A 16,164-nucleotide genomic window follows, 5' to 3' on the forward strand; every position below is an offset into this window, starting at 1 on the left:
TATCTAGTTGATAAAAAAACAAGCCGTTTGACTCTCAAAGCAGCCTGCACTTGAAATCGCGCATTATAATATTAATTTTTACTTCACTGACAACATAACAATGGAATTGGACAAACTTCTTGCGCCCGATGGCAATTTAACAGGGCTATTGCGTCAAGCACAATATTTTAATCAGCTAGACCAACTGGTTAAACGCCTGCTGCCACCCAATTTGCGCGAACATTGCCGCGTGGTGTGCGTGGAAGAGAGCGATTTGGTGATTCATGCCTATATTCCTATGGCAGCATCACGCCTTAAAATGATGTTGCCTGCGTTGTTGCCGCAAATTCAGCAGCATTGCGATTGGGTGCGACACATTCGGGTTTATACCCAGCCGCGCAATCCATCGCCTGAGCGTAACAAAACGCACAGTATCCCCAGTGATGCGTTGCCGTCATTTGAACGCACCGCGCAAAAAGTAGAACAATACCCAGAATTGGCACAAGCTCTGCGCGATTTAATTCAGCATCAGCAATAGGTTTACAAAAAATTACACATACATCAACAAAAAAACAAAGACAGCGTATTAAAAACCGCGCATAATTTCACAGTTCTTAACAAGAAATTTATGTAAATATTTTTGTTTCTTGTAAGATGACTCCATTGTTTTTAATGTATAAGGAATTTTATTATGAAAATGTATTTGTCTTTAATCGCAGCAGCGGCTTTGTCTTTGGCAGCGTGTGGCGACAACAAACCAGCAGCACCTGCGGTGGCTCCTGCACCAGCTGCGTCAGAGGTTGCTCCTGCTGCATCTGAAACTGCGCCAGTTGCATCGGAAGCTGCCCCTGCGGCAGCTGAAGCCGCTCCTGCTGCTGCGTCTGAAACTGCACCTGCTGCACCAGCCGCCACTGAAACCGCTGCCCCAGCTGCTGCGGCAGGCGAATGTGCTGCTGCGATTACCAGCGACGACGCAATGAAATTTGATCCAAAAGAAATCAGCGTACCTGCAAGCTGCAAACAGTTCAGCATCACGTTGAAACACGTTGGCAAAATGCCAGCTATGGCAATGGGACATAACGTTGTGGTTAGCAAAACGTCTGACAAAGACGGTGTTTTGGCTGACGGCGCAACCGCTAAAATCGAAAACAACTTTGTTAAACCAAACGATGAGCGCGTGGTTGCACATACCAAATTGATTGGTGGCGGCGAAGAAGATACTTTGACATTTGACGTGTCTAAATTGGCAGCTGGCGAAGCGTACGAATACTACTGCTCATTCCCAGGTCACTACGCAATGATGAACGGCAAAATTAGCGTGGCTAAATAATTAGCTAAACCCTAAAATAAGCAGCCTGCACGGTTTTTAGATTGTGCAGGCTGCTTTGCTCTTTTGTCCAAATCTTTGATTTGGGTATAAAAGAGTATGCCGTAGGCATTGTTGCTTTTTTGGAATAAGTTTATGTGGTCATTTTTGTATTCAGCATTATGGCTTGTTGCGCCGCCGATTATTCGCCATTATTTGCGTAAACGAGCGCAAAAAAATCCCGATTATTTGCTGCATTGGGGCGAGCGTTTTGGCGCAGCGTATCCCAATCCTACCCAAAACGCGATTTGGATTCACGCCGTGTCGGTGGGCGAAACCCGCGCAGCCCAGCCGTTGATTTCGGCATTGCAACAGCATTTTCCCGATGCGCCCTTGCTCTTAACACAAATGACACCCACAGGACGCGCCACCGCCCAGCAGCTCTATCCCAACGCGCAATGCCGTTATTTGCCGTATGACCGCCCCGATTGGGTACACCAATTTTTGCGTGAGCATCGCCCGATGTTTGGCGTGTTAATGGAAACCGAAATTTGGGTAAACTTGATTGCAGGCTGCCACGATGAGCAAATTCCGCTGTTTTTAGCCAATGCGCGATTGTCGGAAAAATCGCAAACGGGCTATGCCAAAATTCACGGTTTGATTGCTCCAGCTTTATCCAAATTATCAGTCTGTTACGCGCAAACGATTGAAGACGCAGAACGCTTGGAACAGATTGGCGTAACCGCGCCGATTGTGTGTGGCAACACCAAATTTGACATTGCACCGCCCGAACACATGCACGAATTGGCAGCACAATTTCGCCAAAAAATGGGCAATCGTCGTGTGTTTTTAGCCGCCAGCACACGTGAAAAAGACGGCGTTGATGAAGCCGATTTGCTGTTGCGCGAATGGAAAAATGTGTGCCAAGCCGAAGATTTGTTGATAATTGTGCCACGCCACCCCGAGCGTTTTGAAGCAGCCTGCACTTTGGCGCAACAATATGGTTTGCGTACGCAAAAACGCAGCGAAAATCAAGCGATTGTGCCCGATACGCAAGTGTGGATTGGCGATAGCATGGGCGAAATGTTTGCCTATTACGGGGCGGCAGATGTGGTGTTTGTGGGCGGCAGTTTGGTGGACACGGGTTGCCAGAATGTGATTGAGCCGATGTCGTGCGCCAAGCCTGTGCTGTTTGGGCAATCGACTTATAATTTTCAGGCGGCTTGCGATTTGGCGATAGCGGCAGGCGCGGCAAAACAATGTGCTAGCGCGGCAGAAGTGGTTCGTGTGGCGCGTGATTGGTTGGCTAATCCGAGCGAATGTTTGCCGTTGGCGCAACAGGGTGTGGCGTTTGTGGCGCAACATCAGGGCGCGAGCGAGCGGATTGCCAAGCAGATTGTTGATGTGGTTAAACAATAGAAAAAAGCAGCCTGCACTTTCGTTTACAATAAAGTGCAGGCTGCTTTGTATAGTGGATTAAATTCAAACTAGGACAAGGCGACAACGACCGCCGTGTACAGCTAGTACATAAGGGAGTTGGCAACGCTGTACTAGTTTGAATTTAATTCGCTATATTGCGAATACGGCTTAAATTGCCATCAAATCTTCTTCTTTTGCTGCCAACATTTTATCAACATCGGCAATGTATTTGTCGGTCAATTTTTGCACGGCTTCTTCGCCACGACGTGCTTCATCTTCCGAAATTTCTTTGTCTTTCAACAATTTTTTGATGTGGTCATTGGCATCGCGGCGCACGTTGCGGATAGAAACGCGTCCGTCTTCTGCTTCGCCACGCACCACTTTAATCAAGTCTTTGCGGCGTTCTTCGGTCAGCATGGGCATGGGCACGCGAATCAAATCGCCCACCGCAGCAGGGTTCAAACCCAAATTGGAATCGCGAATGGCTTTTTCAATTTTGCTTGCCATGTTGCTTTCAAACGGTTTTACGCCAATGGTACGCGCGTCCAGCAAGGTTACGTTGGCAACTTGGCTTATAGGCACTTCGCTGCCCCAGTATTCTACCGACACTTGGTCAAGCAAGCCTGTGTGGGCGCGACCTGTGCGGACTTTGGATAGATTGTCGCCCAATACTTCTAGTGAGCGTTGCATTTTGTTTTCGGCGGTTTTTTGAATGTCGTTAGTCATAGGGTTACCTAGTTGGCAAAAAAGAAAGAATGGTAAAGTGTTTGGGTGTTGGCGACAAGTGATTTTGTGGAAAAAGCAGCCTGCACTTTTTGTGGATTGAAAGTGCAGGCTGCTTTTTCAATGCCCACCAGTCGGCGCACCAAACGGTGGCTTGGCTTGCCATACCAATGCAATCAAAAACAAAAACAAGCCTGCCGACACATAAAACAATTCGGCTGCCGACAAAATAAACCCTTGCTGGGTGATTTGCATGGCTGCCATGCCGTAGCTTTGTGCTTCGGTCATGCCTGCGGCTTGCATTTGCTGCAACATGGTGGCTTGTGGGCTATATGGCGTAAAGTGTTCGGTTAGGCGCACATGATGAAAGGCTTCGCGCTTTTCCCACAGCGTAATCGCCAAAGACGAACCCATTGCGCCTGCCAACACGCGACAGAAGTTGGACAAGCTGCCTGCGCTGGCAACTTGGTGTCCTTCCATGCCTGCCAAGGTAATCGCCGATAAGGGCAAAAAGAACGTTCCCATGGCAAAGCCTAGAAAGAATTGCGGCAACACAATCCCCCAAAAATGAATTTGCGCGGTTAGCTCGGAACGCCACCAAAAGCATATGGCATACATAATAAAGCTGAATGTTACCACCCAGCGCATATCCAAGCGGTCGCCCAGTTTGCCGATAATGGGGGCGAGCAACACGGGCATAATCCCGACTGGAGCAACGGCAAGCCCTGACCATGTGGCGGTGTAGCCAAGCTGGGTTTGCAGCAACATGGGCAACAGCATCACCGTTCCCATATACAAGAAAAATGCTAAGCTCAAACACAATGTGCCAACGGTGAAATTGCGGTCTTTGAACAGCGTTAAATCCACAATCGGGTTATCGCGCCCCAACTCCCATATGATGAAGTAGGACAAAGCCACAAAGGCGATAACGGACGCGGTAACAATCACGTTGGACGAAAACCAATCTACTTCACGCCCGTGGTCTAACACAAATTGCAGGCTGCCTACGCCCAGCACCATTAAAATCAAGCCAACTGTGTCGATTGGATTTTTGACGGTTTCGGTTTCGCGTCCGCGCAAATAGTGGCGCGACAGCAAAAAGGCGAATGCGCCAATTGGTATGTTGATGAAGAAAATCCAGCCCCAATGTATGCGATCGCTGATGTAGCCGCCAATAATCGGTCCAAGAATCGGCGCGGTAATCACGGTCATGCCCCAAAATGCCAATGCCAAATGGCGGCGATGGGGCGGATAGGCTGCCAACAATAGACTTTGCGATAACGGAATCAGCGGCCCTGTGAACAAACCTTGCAGCGTGCGAAATAAAATCAACAAAGGCAAATTGGGCGCAATGCCACACAGCCACGATGTAATCACAAACATCAACACGGCGGTTAAAAACAAACGCACTTCGCCAAAACGCCGCGCCACCCAGCCTGTAAGCGGCACGGAAATGGCGTTGGCAACCGCAAACGATGTGATGACCCACGTTCCTTGCGATGTGGCTGCACCCAAGTCGCCCGAAATATGCGGCAATGCCACGTTGGCGATGGTGGTGTCCAGTACTTCCATAAACACGGATAACGCCAATGCCGCCGTGAGCAGCACCAAGGGCAATCCGCTTAAATATTTTGGTTGAGCAGTCATGGCAACACTCGTTTAGCGGCTGTTGGCGATGATGTCGGCAACCAATTTATCGGCTTGCGATAAGTCTTCGGAAAGTGCAGGCTGCTTTGGATTGGCTACGTTGGTCATGTTGTCGCCCGATTGATTGCGCGTGTCCACCGTTGCGTGCATAGATAAACCAATTCGCAATGGGTGTGCAGCCAGTTCTTGTGGATTTAAGCGCACACGCACTGGAACGCGTTGCACCACTTTAATCCAGTTGCCTGTGGCGTTTTGTGCAGGCAACAAGGAAAACGCGCTGCCCGTGCCAGCCGACAAGCCTTGAATTGTGCCTTTAAATTTCACATCGCTGCCATAAAAGTCCGAAGTCAATTCCACTTCTTGCCCTGCTTTGAGTTTTGCCAACTGCGTTTCCTTGAAATTGACATCTACCCACAAATCGTTCATTGGCACAATCGCCATTAACGGCGCACCTGCCCCAATTTGTTGCCCAAGTTGCACATTGCGTTTTGCCACTTGCCCCGACACAGGCGCACGAACTTGGGTACGCTGCACCGCCAGCCACGCTTCTTTAAACGCGCTTGCCGCCGCCATGACTTCGGGTTGCTGTTCCAACGGAATATCTTTGCCAACCGCATCGCGCTGGGCTTGTTCTTGCGCTTTTGCCGCCTGCACCGCCGCTTGTGCCGCTTGCAAAGTGGCTCTGGCATTGTCTAGCGCAACTTTAACGTGGCTGAGTTCTTCTGCCGACACCGCATCGCTGCCACGTAACGACTCGCGGCGTTTCCAATCGGCTTCGGCTTTTTGTACGGCAACTTGGGCGCGTTTGACTTCGGCAGCTTGTGCCGCCGCTTGCGCTTGTGCCGCGTTGATGCCCGAATTCAATCGCGCATTTTGTCGCACCGCCAACACGAGCTGACTTTTGGCTTTTTCTAATGCCAAAGTCGCATCGTTGTTATCCAATGTGAGTAGCACTTGTCCAGCTTGCACCGTGTCGGTGTCGTCCACCAAAATTTGGCTGACTCTGCCGTGCAGTTGCGCCGAAATTTGCACTGTGTGTCCGTTTACATAGGCATTTTCCGATTCTTCCAAATGCTGCCACGAACCAAAATGAAAAGCCGCCCAGCCTGCGCCAATGGCAGCAAAAATAATCGTCATCGCCAGCAGGGGCTTTTTATTGCGTTGTTTACTTGGTTTACTGTTTGTCATGGTGGTCTTTCTGGTTGAATTCAAAGTGCAGGCTGCTTTGTGATATTAGGGATACGAAAAACACGCTGCGCCGCGTGTAGTTTATTTACATACATTATAGCATGGACGTAACTTGTTATATAATCATACACAAAACCAAATAAAGCTGTTATTCTTGCCGTTTTTTATGGGCAAAGCAGCCTGCACTTTTTCTAAATTCTTGGAGTTACCTTGTCTTTTCTACAAACCCTAGTCGCCTTTTTAATTGCCATTTTGCTACTGGTTAGCCTGCACGAATTGGGTCATTTGCTGGTAGCGCGCTGGTGTGGCATCAAAGTTTTGCGCTTTTCCGTGGGCTTTGGTACGCCGTTTTACACCAAACGCTGGCGCAACATAGAATGGTGTCTTGCGCCCATTCCGCTGGGTGGCTACGTTAAAATGGTGGATACGCGCGAGGGCAATGTCAGCGATGAAGACTTGCCCTATGCCTTTGATAAACAACACCCATTCAAACGTATCGCCACCGTTGTCGCAGGGCCTTTAACCAATTTAGTGCTGGCGGTGCTGCTCTATTGGGTTAGCTTTGTGTTGGGCGGTGTACACGAAGTTCGCCCGATTGTTGGCACGGTTCACCCCAACACCCTTGCTGCGCAGGCTGGTTTTCAAGTCGGCGACCAAATTGTGCGCGTTAATGGCGAAGTGGTGCGAACCTTTGCTGATGTGCAAACCCAAATCGTACTGGATTTAGAAGCAGGCAAAGTGTTGGTAGATGTAGAAACCGCGCAAAAGCAGCCTGCACAGCGCATCATTGATGCAGCAGGCACACCCGAAGCCGAAGCCATTGCCAAACGACAAGCCAGCTTGGGCTTATCCGCATTCAAATCCAGCGAAAAAATCGGCATCGTGGGCGAAAACAGCCCAGCCGCCAAAGCGGGCTTGCAAAAAGGCGACCAAATCATCGCCATTAACGGTACAGCTACCCCAACTTGGGACGACTGGACAAAAATCGTGCGCGAAAACGCAGGCGCAAATTTATCGGTTAGCTTCAAACGTGGCGAACAAACCTTGCAAACCAAACTCATGCCCGAACCCGTAGAACTGCCCGATAAAAGCCAAATTGTCGGACGTGTCGGCGTAGGTGTGGGCGCAGACGAAGCGTGGGCAAAACAAGTGCGTCATCACTACTATCCAAGCAGCCTGCACGCCTTGCAACTGGGTTGGCAAAAAATGGTGGACTACACCAGCATGACATTTTCCTTTTTTGGCAAATTGGTAACAGGCAACGCATCGTTGTCGCACATATCAGGGCCGATAACCATTGCCGAAGTGGCAGGCGAAACCGCCAAAATTGGTTGGCAGCCCTATATTGAATTTTTGGCATTGGTTAGCATTAGCTTGGGCGCGATGAATTTATTGCCGATTCCTGTTTTAGATGGCGGACATTTGGTTTACTATACCGCCGAATGGATTCGCGGCCGCCCATTGAGCAAAGCCGTGCAAGACATGGGCTTGCGTTTGGGTTTGGCAGCCATGCTCACCATGATGATTTTGGCTTTTTTTAACGATATAACTCGTGTATTTTTTGGATAACAACATGAAATTAAATAAACTGGTTGCAACACTTATTGCCGTTGGTATGGCAAGCCCCGTTTGGGCAGATTTTACTGTGGGCGATTTTCGCATAGAGGGCGAACAGCACACATCAGAAGCGACTGTTCGCAGTTTGTTGCCGATTAAAGTGGGCGATATTTATACTGAAACTGTGGGCGAAAACATTATCCGCTCTTTGTATGCCAGCGGTTTTTATGAAAACGTGATGTTGGAACAAAACGGTGAGCAACTCATCATCACGGTAAAAGAACGCCCAATTATTAGCGATTTAACCATTCGTGGCGCAAAAGTGTTGCCCAACGATGCGATTTTGAAACAAATGTCGCAAGTGCGCGGCAGCACCACCGCCAGCGATGCCGATTTGGTACTGCGAAACGGCGAAAAATCGCATGACGAAAAATTAGCAGAATTTGAAACGCAATCTAAATTTGATACCGCTCAGGCTTTGGCATCGGCAGGCTTGGCGAAAGGCGATTTTTTTAGCCAAGAAGCCTTGCAACGTGCTTTACAAGCTCTGTATGGCGCGTATCGTGAACAGGGTAAAAACAGCGTAGAAATCAAGCCAGAAATTCAAGAATTGGCGCGTAACCGTGTTGCTATTACCATTGACATCAAAGAGGGCGAAACCACGCGTGTTGATGAGCTGAACTTTGAAGGCAACGAGAATTTCTCTGACTTCCGTTTGAGCCGTGTTGTGAGCTTAACAGACGGCACATTGTTCTCGTGGGCAACCAAATCAGACGTGTTCTCGTGGGAAAAATTTGCCCAAGATAAAGCGCGTTTGGAAGCGTTTTATCACGACAAAGGTTATTTTGATTTTCGTGTTGATGAAGAAGGCTTACAGCGTCAATTATCCGAAGACAAAACCAGTGAAAGCGTAACCATTAAAGTTTATGAAGGCGAACGCTATCATTGGGGTAAAGCCAATATTGTGGGCGATTCCAAAGACGTGTCAATGGACAATTTAACGCGCCATTTGTCTAAACTCAAAGAAGGTCGTTTGAGCAATATGGAAACGTTGCAGGCTGCTTTGGCGCAAATTAAACTGGAATTGCAATCGGCAGGCTATGCCCACGCGCAAGTAACCGCCGATGCCAACCGTCGCTTGGCTGAAAATGGCAAAGGCAAAAATTTTGTGGATATTACCGTGCAAATTGCACCAGGTAACCGCATTGCCGTGCGCCACATTACCGTGAGCGGCAACAACAAAACCCGCGATGAAGTGATTCGCCGCGAATTGCGTCAAATGGAAGGCGCAACGTTTGACCAAGCCAAAATCAACCGTTCTATGGAACGCTTGCGCCAGTTGGGCTATTTTGAAGACGTGAATATGCAATCTGCCGTTGTGCCTGAAAACGAACAGCAAGTCGATTTGTCGGTAGCGGTTAAAGAACGCGCCACAGGTAGCTTGAATGCGAGTGCAGGCTGGTCGCAAGACGATGGTTTGGTAATTTCGGGTAGCGTGTCGCAAGACAATTTGTTTGGTACGGGCAAATCGGCATCGTTGAGCGTGTCGCGCAGTAAAGTGCGCCAAAATGCCAATATTTCGTTTACCGACCCATATTTCACGCCAGACGGTGTGAGCATGACTTACACGCTGTTTGGCTCAAATTATGTGCCCTATAAACTCAATACCAGTGCGCGTAATTACCGCATGTTGCGTTATGGCGGCACAATGGTAATGGGTGTTCCGATTACGGAATATGACCGTGTCAATATTGGTTTAGGCGTGGAAAATATGCAGGTTAAATTACGTGATAATCCGCCGTATCGCTATCAACGTTTTGTGAACCAACACGGTGAGCGCAACTGGTTGTACAAAGGTTTGTTGAGCTGGTATCGCAATACCACCGATGATGCGTATTGGCCAACCAAAGGCTATCAAGCCAATGTAACAGGCGAAGTTGCTTTGCCGGGTAGCGGTATTCAATATTATCAACTGGGTCATCAACAAACGTGGTATTTCCCATTGAACAAAGCGTTTACTTTGATGCTGAATGGACAATTTGGTATTAGTGGTCGTTATGGCAAGACCAGCGAAGTACCGTTTATGTTCAATCAAACAGGTGGTGGTTTGGGTTCGGTGCGTGGCTTTGAAAGTGGTTCGTTGGGCCCTAAAGTGTACGACATTGACCCGATTGACGGCTCTCGCGATACCGAAACCTATGGCGGTAAATTTGCGGCAAATGTGAACGCCGAATTGCTGTTCCCATTCCCAGGTGTTAAAGACAGCCGTACCGTGCGTTTGAGCTTGTTTGCCGATGCAGGTAGCGTGTGGGACGGTAAAACGTATAATCCAAATCGTTATAGTGCCAGCAATCCAAATGGCTCAAATGGCTATTATTCTTCCGACTATCGCTCAACATTCCGTGAAGAATTGCGCTATTCGGCAGGTGGTGCGCTAACTTGGATTTCGCCTGTGGGCCCAATCAAATTGAGCTATGCGTATCCATTGCGTAAGCGCGATACCGATTTGATTCAACGCTTCCAATTCCAGTTGGGTACGGTGTTTTAATCATATTGGATAAAGTGGGCAGGTTGCGTGAAATAAAAAAGCAGCCTGCACTTTCATAAACTCATCATAAGAAAGTTTTAATCATGAAAACCACGATTTTTTCGGCATTGAAGGCGACGACTGTTGCAGGCTGCTTTTTATTGGCAACGCCAGCTTGGGCAGAAATGAAGTTTGGCTATGTAAACCCCGAACGCGTTTATACCGAAACCCAAGCCGCCAAACGCATTGAAGCGACTTTGCAGCGCGAATTTGGTCAACAGCAAAAAGAGTTGTCCAATATGCGCGATGCAGGTTTGAAATTGCAGCAAGAAGTGGCATCGGGCAAATTAAGTGCAACGGCACAAAAAGAAGCCGAAGCCAAATTGCTGGAAGCAGGACAAAAATACCGCGTGGCAGCAATGCGTTTAACCGAAGAATACAGCTTGCGCCGCAACGAAGAATTTGCCGCGTTGCAAAACAATGCCAATAGCATTATTCACAATATTGCCGAAAGCGAAAAGTTTGATTTAATCGTGCAAGAAGCGGTGTTTGTGAATGGCAGATACGACATCACCGACCGCGTGATTCAGTTGCTCGACCAAATGAAATAATGTTTTTGAAGTGCAGGCTGCTTTGTGTACGAAAAAAGCAGCCTGCACTTTTGCGATATAAGGAAAATTCAAGTGTTTACTTTATCTCAAATCGTGGCAAAACTGGGCGGCGAATGGCGTGGACAAGATATTACGGTTGATGCGATTGCCCCAGCCGCTCGCGCCCAATCGCAACACATCACGTTTTTGGCAAACCCAAAATACAAGCAAGAAGTGAGCGATAGCCAAGCAGGCGCGGTTATCGTGTCCGCCAAAAATGCCGATTTATTTCCCGACCGTAATCTGATTATCGCGCCCGATGCGTATTTGTATTTTGCCCAAGTGGCGCGATTGTTCCACCCTGTGCAGGCTGCTTGTGCAGGCGTTCACCCCACCGCCGTGATTGAAGCGTCTGCCACTGTGCCAGCCAGTTGCGAAATCGGCGCGAATGTTTATATTGGCGCAAACACCGTGTTGGGCGAGCGTTGTCGCATTTTGGCAAACAGCGTGGTTGAACACGATTGCACTTTGGGCGATGACACCGTGTTGCACCCCAATGTAACCGTTTATTATGGCTGCACTTTGGGTAAGCGCGTAGAAATTCATTCGGGCGCAGTGATTGGCGCAGACGGCTTTGGCTTGGCGTTTGCAGGCGACAGTTGGTTCAAAATTCCGCAAACAGGTGCGGTTACGCTGGGCGATGACGTGGAAGTGGGCGCGAACACCACCATAGACCGCGGCGCGATGAGCGATACCACCGTAGGGCGCGGCACAAAAATCGACAACCAAATCCAACTGGCACACAACTGCAAAGTGGGTGAACACACCGTGATTGCTGCCATGACAGGCATTTCGGGCAGTACCAGCATTGGCAGTTTTTGCGTGATTGGCGGTGGCGTTGGCACAGTTGGACATATTGAGATTGCCGACAAAACCACGATTGGCGGCGGCACATTGGTAACGCACAGCATTAAAGAAAGTGGCACGCATTACGCCAGCATTTTCCCCATGCAAACCTACAAAGAATGGGCGCGAAACGCCGTGCATATCAATCACTTAAACGAAATGCACAAACGCATCAAAGCCTTGGAAAAACAGCTTGCCCAAAGCAGCGAACAGGAAAGCTAATATGTGGCACATTGTGGCAATAGGCTATATTTTTGTTACGCTTATGTTTTCCATCGCCCAGCCCAGTTTAGCAAGAATGCTGATTTACTTGGTTTTTTGGACGATTTTACCCACCGTGTTTATGTTTTGGGTGGTGATGATTCGCCGTCGCAATCAACGCATGAAACGCATGGAGCAAAACCAAACTCTTATTCAACAACAGGAACATTCACATGAACATCACACTACCGATTGAAGCCAAAGACATTCAAAAACTGATTCCACACCGCTATCCGTTTATGCTGTTGGACAGAATCACCGCGTTTGAAAGCGGCAAAAGTCTAACCGCGCTTAAAAACGTGAGCATGAACGAACCGCAATTTACAGGACATTTCCCCGATTTCCCCGTTATGCCAGGCGTGTTGATTATTGAAGCGATGGCGCAAGCGTGTGGCGCATTAGCAATTTTGACCGAAGGCGGACGCAACCCCGATGAAATCTACTTTTTTGCAGGCATTGACAACGCGCGATTCAAACGCCAAGTGATTCCAGGCGACCAACTCACATTCCAAATTGAGCTGCTGCAAAGCAAACGCGGCATTGGCAAATTCGCCGCCAAAGCGTTTGTGGGCGATGAATTGGCGGTGGAAGCCGAGATTATGTGCGCCAAACGTAAAGTGTAAACCACATAAAAGTGCAGGCTGCTTTTTTGTGATATATCAAAGCAGCCTGCACAAAAATATCGTTATGTAGATTTATAGTGAATTAAATTTAGATTAGTACAGCGTTGCCAACTCCCTTATGTACTAGCTGTACACGGCGGTCGTTGTCGCCTTGTTCTAATCTAAATTTAATCCACTATAGTTGTAATCCAACATAACGACTCAATCCATTTTGTCGTGTACAAAAACCAACTCCCGAAAGGACAGTCATGACTCTAATCCACCCCACCGCCATCATTGACCCTAAAGCCGAACTAGATAGCAGCGTCAAAGTGGGCGCATACAGCATTATTGGCGCAAACGTGCAAATTGGCGCGAACACCGACATCGGGCCGCACGTCGTGATTGACGGGCATACCACCATTGGCAGCGACAACAAAATTTTCCAATTCGCCAGCTTGGGCGCACAGCCGCAAGACAAAAAATACCGCGATGAACCCACTAAACTCATCATCGGCAACGGCAACACCATTCGCGAGTTCACCACCTTCAACACAGGCACGGTAACAGGCATTGGCGAAACACGCTTGGGCGATGACAACTGGATTATGGCATATTGCCATTTGGCGCACGATTGCGTGGTTGGCAATCACACCATTTTTGCCAACAATTCCAGCTTGGCAGGACATGTTGAAATTGGCGATTATGTCGTGCTGGGCGGCTACACGCTGGTGTTCCAATTCTGTCGCATCGGCAACTACGCCATGACCGCCTTTGCTGCAGGCATACACAAAGACGTGCCGCCGTATTTTATGGCATCGGGCTATCGTGCCGAGCCTGCTGGCTTAAACAGCGAAGGCATGCGCCGCAACGGCTTTTCTGCCGAACAAATCGCCACCGTCAAAAATGCCTACAAAGACATTTATCTGCGCGATTTACCGCTGGAAGAAGCCAAAGCCCAAATCGCTCAAAACGCCGAGCAACACAGCGAATTGCAAATTTTGCGCGACTTTTTGGCAACCTCATCGCGTGGGATTATTCGGTAAACCAAAAAGCAGCCTGCACTTTAAATCAACAAAAAGTGCAGGCTGCTTTGTTATGTTTATGGATTGGATTACAGTACTTTCACAATACTTTCACACAAATAGCGAATATTCGCTTCGGTAATCCCAGCCACGTTAATGCGTCCAGAGCGCACCGCATAAATCGCAAATTCATCGCGCAATCTATCCACTTGCTCGGGCGTTAAACCGCTAAACGAGAACATGCCATTTTGTTGCACAATAAAATCAAAATCTTGCGTTGCACCACACTCTTTGAGCGTGTCTACAAATTTTTGACGCATGGTTTTGATACGGTCGCGCATTTCGTCCAATTCGGCAATCCATTGCGCTTTTAATTGTGCGTCTTGCAATACCATTGCCACCGTTGCGCCACCGTGCGAAGCTGGGTTGGAATACAAGGTGCGGATAATGGTTTTGATTTGGCTAAATGCACGATTGGCGGTGTCGGCATCGTCTGCAACCACGGTAAACGCGCCCACACGTTCGTTATACATACCAAAGTTTTTGGAATAGGAGCTGGCAATCAACAATTCGCGGTTTTGTTTGGCAAACGCACGCAATCCGTATGCGTCTTGTTCCAAACCGTTGGCAAAGCCTTGATAGGCAAAGTCAAACAAAGGCAACCAGCCTTTTTCGGCGGACATTTTTGCCAGCGTTTCCCATTGTTCGGGCGTGGGGTCAATGCCTGTTGGGTTGTGGCAGCAGCCGTGCAACAAGACAACATCGCCTTGTTGTGCTTGGCTCAAATCTTCAATTAAGCCTGCCCAATCCAAGCCGTGCGCTTGTTTGTCGTAGTAGCGATAGTCGCGGATATTGATGCCCACTGCGTTGAAAATGGCGTTGTGATTTGGCCAAGTTGGGGCAGAAATCCACACGTTTTGCGCGTTGGTTTGGCGTTTGATGAATTCGGCTGCCACACGCAATGCGCCTGTGCCACCCAAACTTTGTGCGGTTTTGGCGCGTTGATTGGCGATGATTTCGTGTTCTGCACCAAACAGCAATTCTTGCGTTGCGGCATTGTAGGCTGCCACGCCGTCAATGGTCAGGTAGTTTTTGGTGTTTTCTTGCGCCAACAAACGGGTTTCGGCTTCTTTAACCGATTTCAAAATTGGCGTTTGACCTTGCGCGTCTTTGTACACGCCAATGCCCAAGTTCACTTTTTCGGCACGGGTTTCGGCTTTGAACGCTTCGCCCAAACCCAAAATAGGGTCGGCTGGCGCGGCTTGAATCTTATCAAAAAACATCGCTTGCTCCTTCAACATAAAAGTGGGTAAAAAATGTGGTTATACTGCTAACGTGTCGTGCTGGCAATATATTTGATTAAAAAAAGCAGCCTGCAATTTACTCTGGCAACCAAATCGGCTCGGGGTGCAGCTGCACGTCAAATTTTTGCGCGACTTGCTGCACAATGTAATCCGACAGCGCACGAACATCATTAGCCGTTGCGTTTTGGCGATTAACCAGTACCAAAGCCTGTTTGTCATGCACCGCCGCACCGCCTATCGCAAAGCCTTTTAAGCCACATTGGTCAATCAACCAGCCTGCTGCCAGCTTCACATCGCTATTGGCTTGTGGATAAGTCGGCATATTGGCAAAAGCAGCCTGCAATGTGTGCGCGTGTTCGGCAGACACAATCGGGTTCTTGTAAAAACTGCCCACATTGCCCAACACAGCAGGGTCGGGCAATTTTTGTTGGCGGATTTGGCATACTGCATTGGAAACGTCTTGCGCGGTAATCGGACGGTTTGCCACTTGGTTTGCCAACACGCTGGCAACGTCGCCGTATTGGGTTTTGGCAACAAAATCTGTGGATAAGTTGAATACGACTGACACAATCACATAACGCTTTTTGCCTGCGTGTTTGAACAGGCTGTCGCGATAGGCGAACTGGCATTGCGCGTTGGATAGCGACACAAATGCCTGCTGTTCCAAGTCAAAACAGTTTACGCTGTGGATTAAATCTTTCACTTCCACGCCATACGCGCCAATGTTTTGCACGGGCGATGCGCCGACTGTGCCAGGGATTAAGCTCAAATTTTCCAGTCCCGATAAGCCCATACGCAAAGTTGCTTGCACAAAATCGTGCCACACTTCGCCTGCTTGTGCTTCCACTTGCACTTGTGAGCCGTGTCGTGTCACTTCGCGAATGCCGCGTGTTGCCATGCGAACGACTAGGGCAGGGTAGTCGCGCATAAACAAAACATTGCTGCCACCGCCGAGCCAGCACACGGTTTGCGCGTCAAATTCGGGTAGTTTGCACAGGGTTGGCAAGTCTTCGTTGTGTGTCAGTTCTACAAAATAGGCAGCACGTGCTGGTAAGCCAAAAGTGGTGTAAGGTGTGATGATATGGTTTTTATGTAGGTTTAACATGGGGTTATCCATTAAATAAAAAGTG

General features: G+C 48.7%; 15 protein-coding genes. 10 read left to right on the plus strand and 5 right to left on the minus strand.

The annotated features are described in order from the left end of the window. Positions 1 to 100 precede the first annotated feature (100 nt). The 3 genes from DQN52_RS03130 (at position 101) to waaA (ending at position 2,704) form a co-directional block, all read left to right on the plus strand. On the plus strand, positions 101 to 517 hold the full coding sequence (locus DQN52_RS03130; RefSeq protein ID WP_003788849.1) for a DUF721 domain-containing protein: 417 nt from the start codon (positions 101 to 103) through the stop codon (positions 515 to 517). A gap of 153 nt (positions 518 to 670) precedes the next feature. Then, the gene (gene azu / locus DQN52_RS03135; protein ID WP_003788847.1) at positions 671 to 1,309 is read left to right on the plus strand and encodes an azurin; all 639 of its coding nucleotides are present in this window, start codon (positions 671 to 673) and stop codon (positions 1,307 to 1,309) included. A gap of 132 nt (positions 1,310 to 1,441) precedes the next feature. Next, positions 1,442 to 2,704, plus strand: a complete 1,263-nt coding sequence (gene waaA / locus DQN52_RS03140) for a lipid IV(A) 3-deoxy-D-manno-octulosonic acid transferase (protein ID WP_003788845.1) — start codon at positions 1,442 to 1,444, stop codon at positions 2,702 to 2,704. 168 nt (positions 2,705 to 2,872) lie between these two features. Here the strand turns inward: waaA and frr are convergent, their stop codons facing one another. The 3 genes from frr to DQN52_RS03155 form a co-directional block, all read right to left on the minus strand. After that, positions 2,873 to 3,430 carry a ribosome recycling factor gene (gene frr, locus DQN52_RS03145; RefSeq protein ID WP_003788843.1) on the minus strand — a complete coding sequence of 186 codons (558 nt, stop codon included), beginning with the start codon at positions 3,428 to 3,430 and terminating at the stop codon, positions 2,873 to 2,875. Between the two features lie 117 nt (positions 3,431 to 3,547). Then, entirely contained in the window at positions 3,548 to 5,074 is a 1,527-nt protein-coding gene (locus DQN52_RS03150; RefSeq protein WP_003788839.1) for a DHA2 family efflux MFS transporter permease subunit, read from the minus strand. A 12-nt stretch (positions 5,075 to 5,086) separates the two neighbouring features. Then, entirely contained in the window at positions 5,087 to 6,262 is a 1,176-nt protein-coding gene (locus tag DQN52_RS03155; protein ID WP_032827895.1) for an HlyD family efflux transporter periplasmic adaptor subunit, read from the minus strand. Between the two features lie 210 nt (positions 6,263 to 6,472). Here DQN52_RS03155 and rseP point away from each other — a divergent pair, with 210 nt between their 5' ends. The 7 genes from rseP (at position 6,473) to lpxA (ending at position 13,751) form a co-directional block, all read left to right on the plus strand. Further along, positions 6,473 to 7,831, plus strand: coding sequence for an RIP metalloprotease RseP (rseP, locus tag DQN52_RS03160; protein WP_003788834.1), 1,359 nt, complete (start codon positions 6,473 to 6,475; stop codon positions 7,829 to 7,831). A 4-nt stretch (positions 7,832 to 7,835) separates the two neighbouring features. Continuing rightward, positions 7,836 to 10,367, plus strand: a complete 2,532-nt coding sequence (gene bamA, locus DQN52_RS03165; RefSeq protein ID WP_038319086.1) for an outer membrane protein assembly factor BamA — start codon at positions 7,836 to 7,838, stop codon at positions 10,365 to 10,367. Positions 10,368 to 10,450: 83 nt separating this feature from the next. Then, positions 10,451 to 10,957, plus strand: a complete 507-nt coding sequence (locus tag DQN52_RS03170; protein ID WP_003788830.1) for an OmpH family outer membrane protein — start codon at positions 10,451 to 10,453, stop codon at positions 10,955 to 10,957. A gap of 72 nt (positions 10,958 to 11,029) precedes the next feature. Next, positions 11,030 to 12,064 (plus strand): UDP-3-O-(3-hydroxymyristoyl)glucosamine N-acyltransferase, encoded by a 1,035-nt coding sequence (gene lpxD / locus DQN52_RS03175; protein ID WP_080561243.1) that lies wholly within the window; start codon positions 11,030 to 11,032, stop codon positions 12,062 to 12,064. A 1-nt stretch (position 12,065) separates the two neighbouring features. Further along, positions 12,066 to 12,299 carry a hypothetical protein gene (locus DQN52_RS03180; RefSeq protein ID WP_003788826.1) on the plus strand — a complete coding sequence of 78 codons (234 nt, stop codon included), beginning with the start codon at positions 12,066 to 12,068 and terminating at the stop codon, positions 12,297 to 12,299. After that, positions 12,277 to 12,726, plus strand: a complete 450-nt coding sequence (gene fabZ / locus DQN52_RS03185; protein WP_003788823.1) for a 3-hydroxyacyl-ACP dehydratase FabZ — start codon at positions 12,277 to 12,279, stop codon at positions 12,724 to 12,726. Before DQN52_RS03180 ends, fabZ begins: the two co-directional genes overlap by 23 nt. Positions 12,727 to 12,974: 248 nt before the next feature. Then, complete coding sequence (lpxA, locus tag DQN52_RS03190; protein WP_003788820.1) at positions 12,975 to 13,751, plus strand: acyl-ACP--UDP-N-acetylglucosamine O-acyltransferase; 777 nt, start codon at positions 12,975 to 12,977, stop codon at positions 13,749 to 13,751. Positions 13,752 to 13,819: 68 nt separating this feature from the next. On the opposite strand, the gene DQN52_RS03195 is transcribed toward lpxA, so the two are convergent. After that, positions 13,820 to 15,013, minus strand: a complete 1,194-nt coding sequence (locus tag DQN52_RS03195; protein ID WP_032827893.1) for an amino acid aminotransferase — start codon at positions 15,011 to 15,013, stop codon at positions 13,820 to 13,822. A gap of 97 nt (positions 15,014 to 15,110) precedes the next feature. Then, the gene (gene murB / locus DQN52_RS03200; RefSeq protein WP_003788816.1) at positions 15,111 to 16,151 is read right to left on the minus strand and encodes a UDP-N-acetylmuramate dehydrogenase; all 1,041 of its coding nucleotides are present in this window, start codon (positions 16,149 to 16,151) and stop codon (positions 15,111 to 15,113) included. Positions 16,152 to 16,164 lie beyond the last annotated feature (13 nt).

This window comes from Kingella kingae (genome assembly GCF_900475905.1).
GTDB lineage: Bacteria > Pseudomonadota > Gammaproteobacteria > Burkholderiales > Neisseriaceae > Kingella > Kingella kingae.

Bases quoted from the DNA above. Each gene is read 5' to 3' on its own strand.
- DQN52_RS03130 (WP_003788849.1), top strand. From the start codon at position 101: ATGGAATTGGACAAACTTCTTGCGCCCGATGGCAATTTAACAGGGCTA.
- azu (WP_003788847.1), top strand. From the start codon at position 671: ATGAAAATGTATTTGTCTTTAATCGCAGCAGCGGCTTTGTCTTTGGCA.
- waaA (WP_003788845.1), top strand. From the start codon at position 1,442: ATGTGGTCATTTTTGTATTCAGCATTATGGCTTGTTGCGCCGCCGATT.
- frr (WP_003788843.1), bottom strand. From the start codon at position 3,430: ATGACTAACGACATTCAAAAAACCGCCGAAAACAAAATGCAACGCTCA.
- DQN52_RS03150 (WP_003788839.1), bottom strand. From the start codon at position 5,074: ATGACTGCTCAACCAAAATATTTAAGCGGATTGCCCTTGGTGCTGCTC.
- DQN52_RS03155 (WP_032827895.1), bottom strand. From the start codon at position 6,262: ATGACAAACAGTAAACCAAGTAAACAACGCAATAAAAAGCCCCTGCTG.
- bamA (WP_038319086.1), top strand. From the start codon at position 7,836: ATGAAATTAAATAAACTGGTTGCAACACTTATTGCCGTTGGTATGGCA.
- DQN52_RS03170 (WP_003788830.1), top strand. From the start codon at position 10,451: ATGAAAACCACGATTTTTTCGGCATTGAAGGCGACGACTGTTGCAGGC.
- DQN52_RS03180 (WP_003788826.1), top strand. From the start codon at position 12,066: ATGTGGCACATTGTGGCAATAGGCTATATTTTTGTTACGCTTATGTTT.
- fabZ (WP_003788823.1), top strand. From the start codon at position 12,277: ATGAACATCACACTACCGATTGAAGCCAAAGACATTCAAAAACTGATT.
- lpxA (WP_003788820.1), top strand. From the start codon at position 12,975: ATGACTCTAATCCACCCCACCGCCATCATTGACCCTAAAGCCGAACTA.
- DQN52_RS03195 (WP_032827893.1), bottom strand. From the start codon at position 15,013: ATGTTTTTTGATAAGATTCAAGCCGCGCCAGCCGACCCTATTTTGGGT.
- murB (WP_003788816.1), bottom strand. From the start codon at position 16,151: ATGGATAACCCCATGTTAAACCTACATAAAAACCATATCATCACACCT.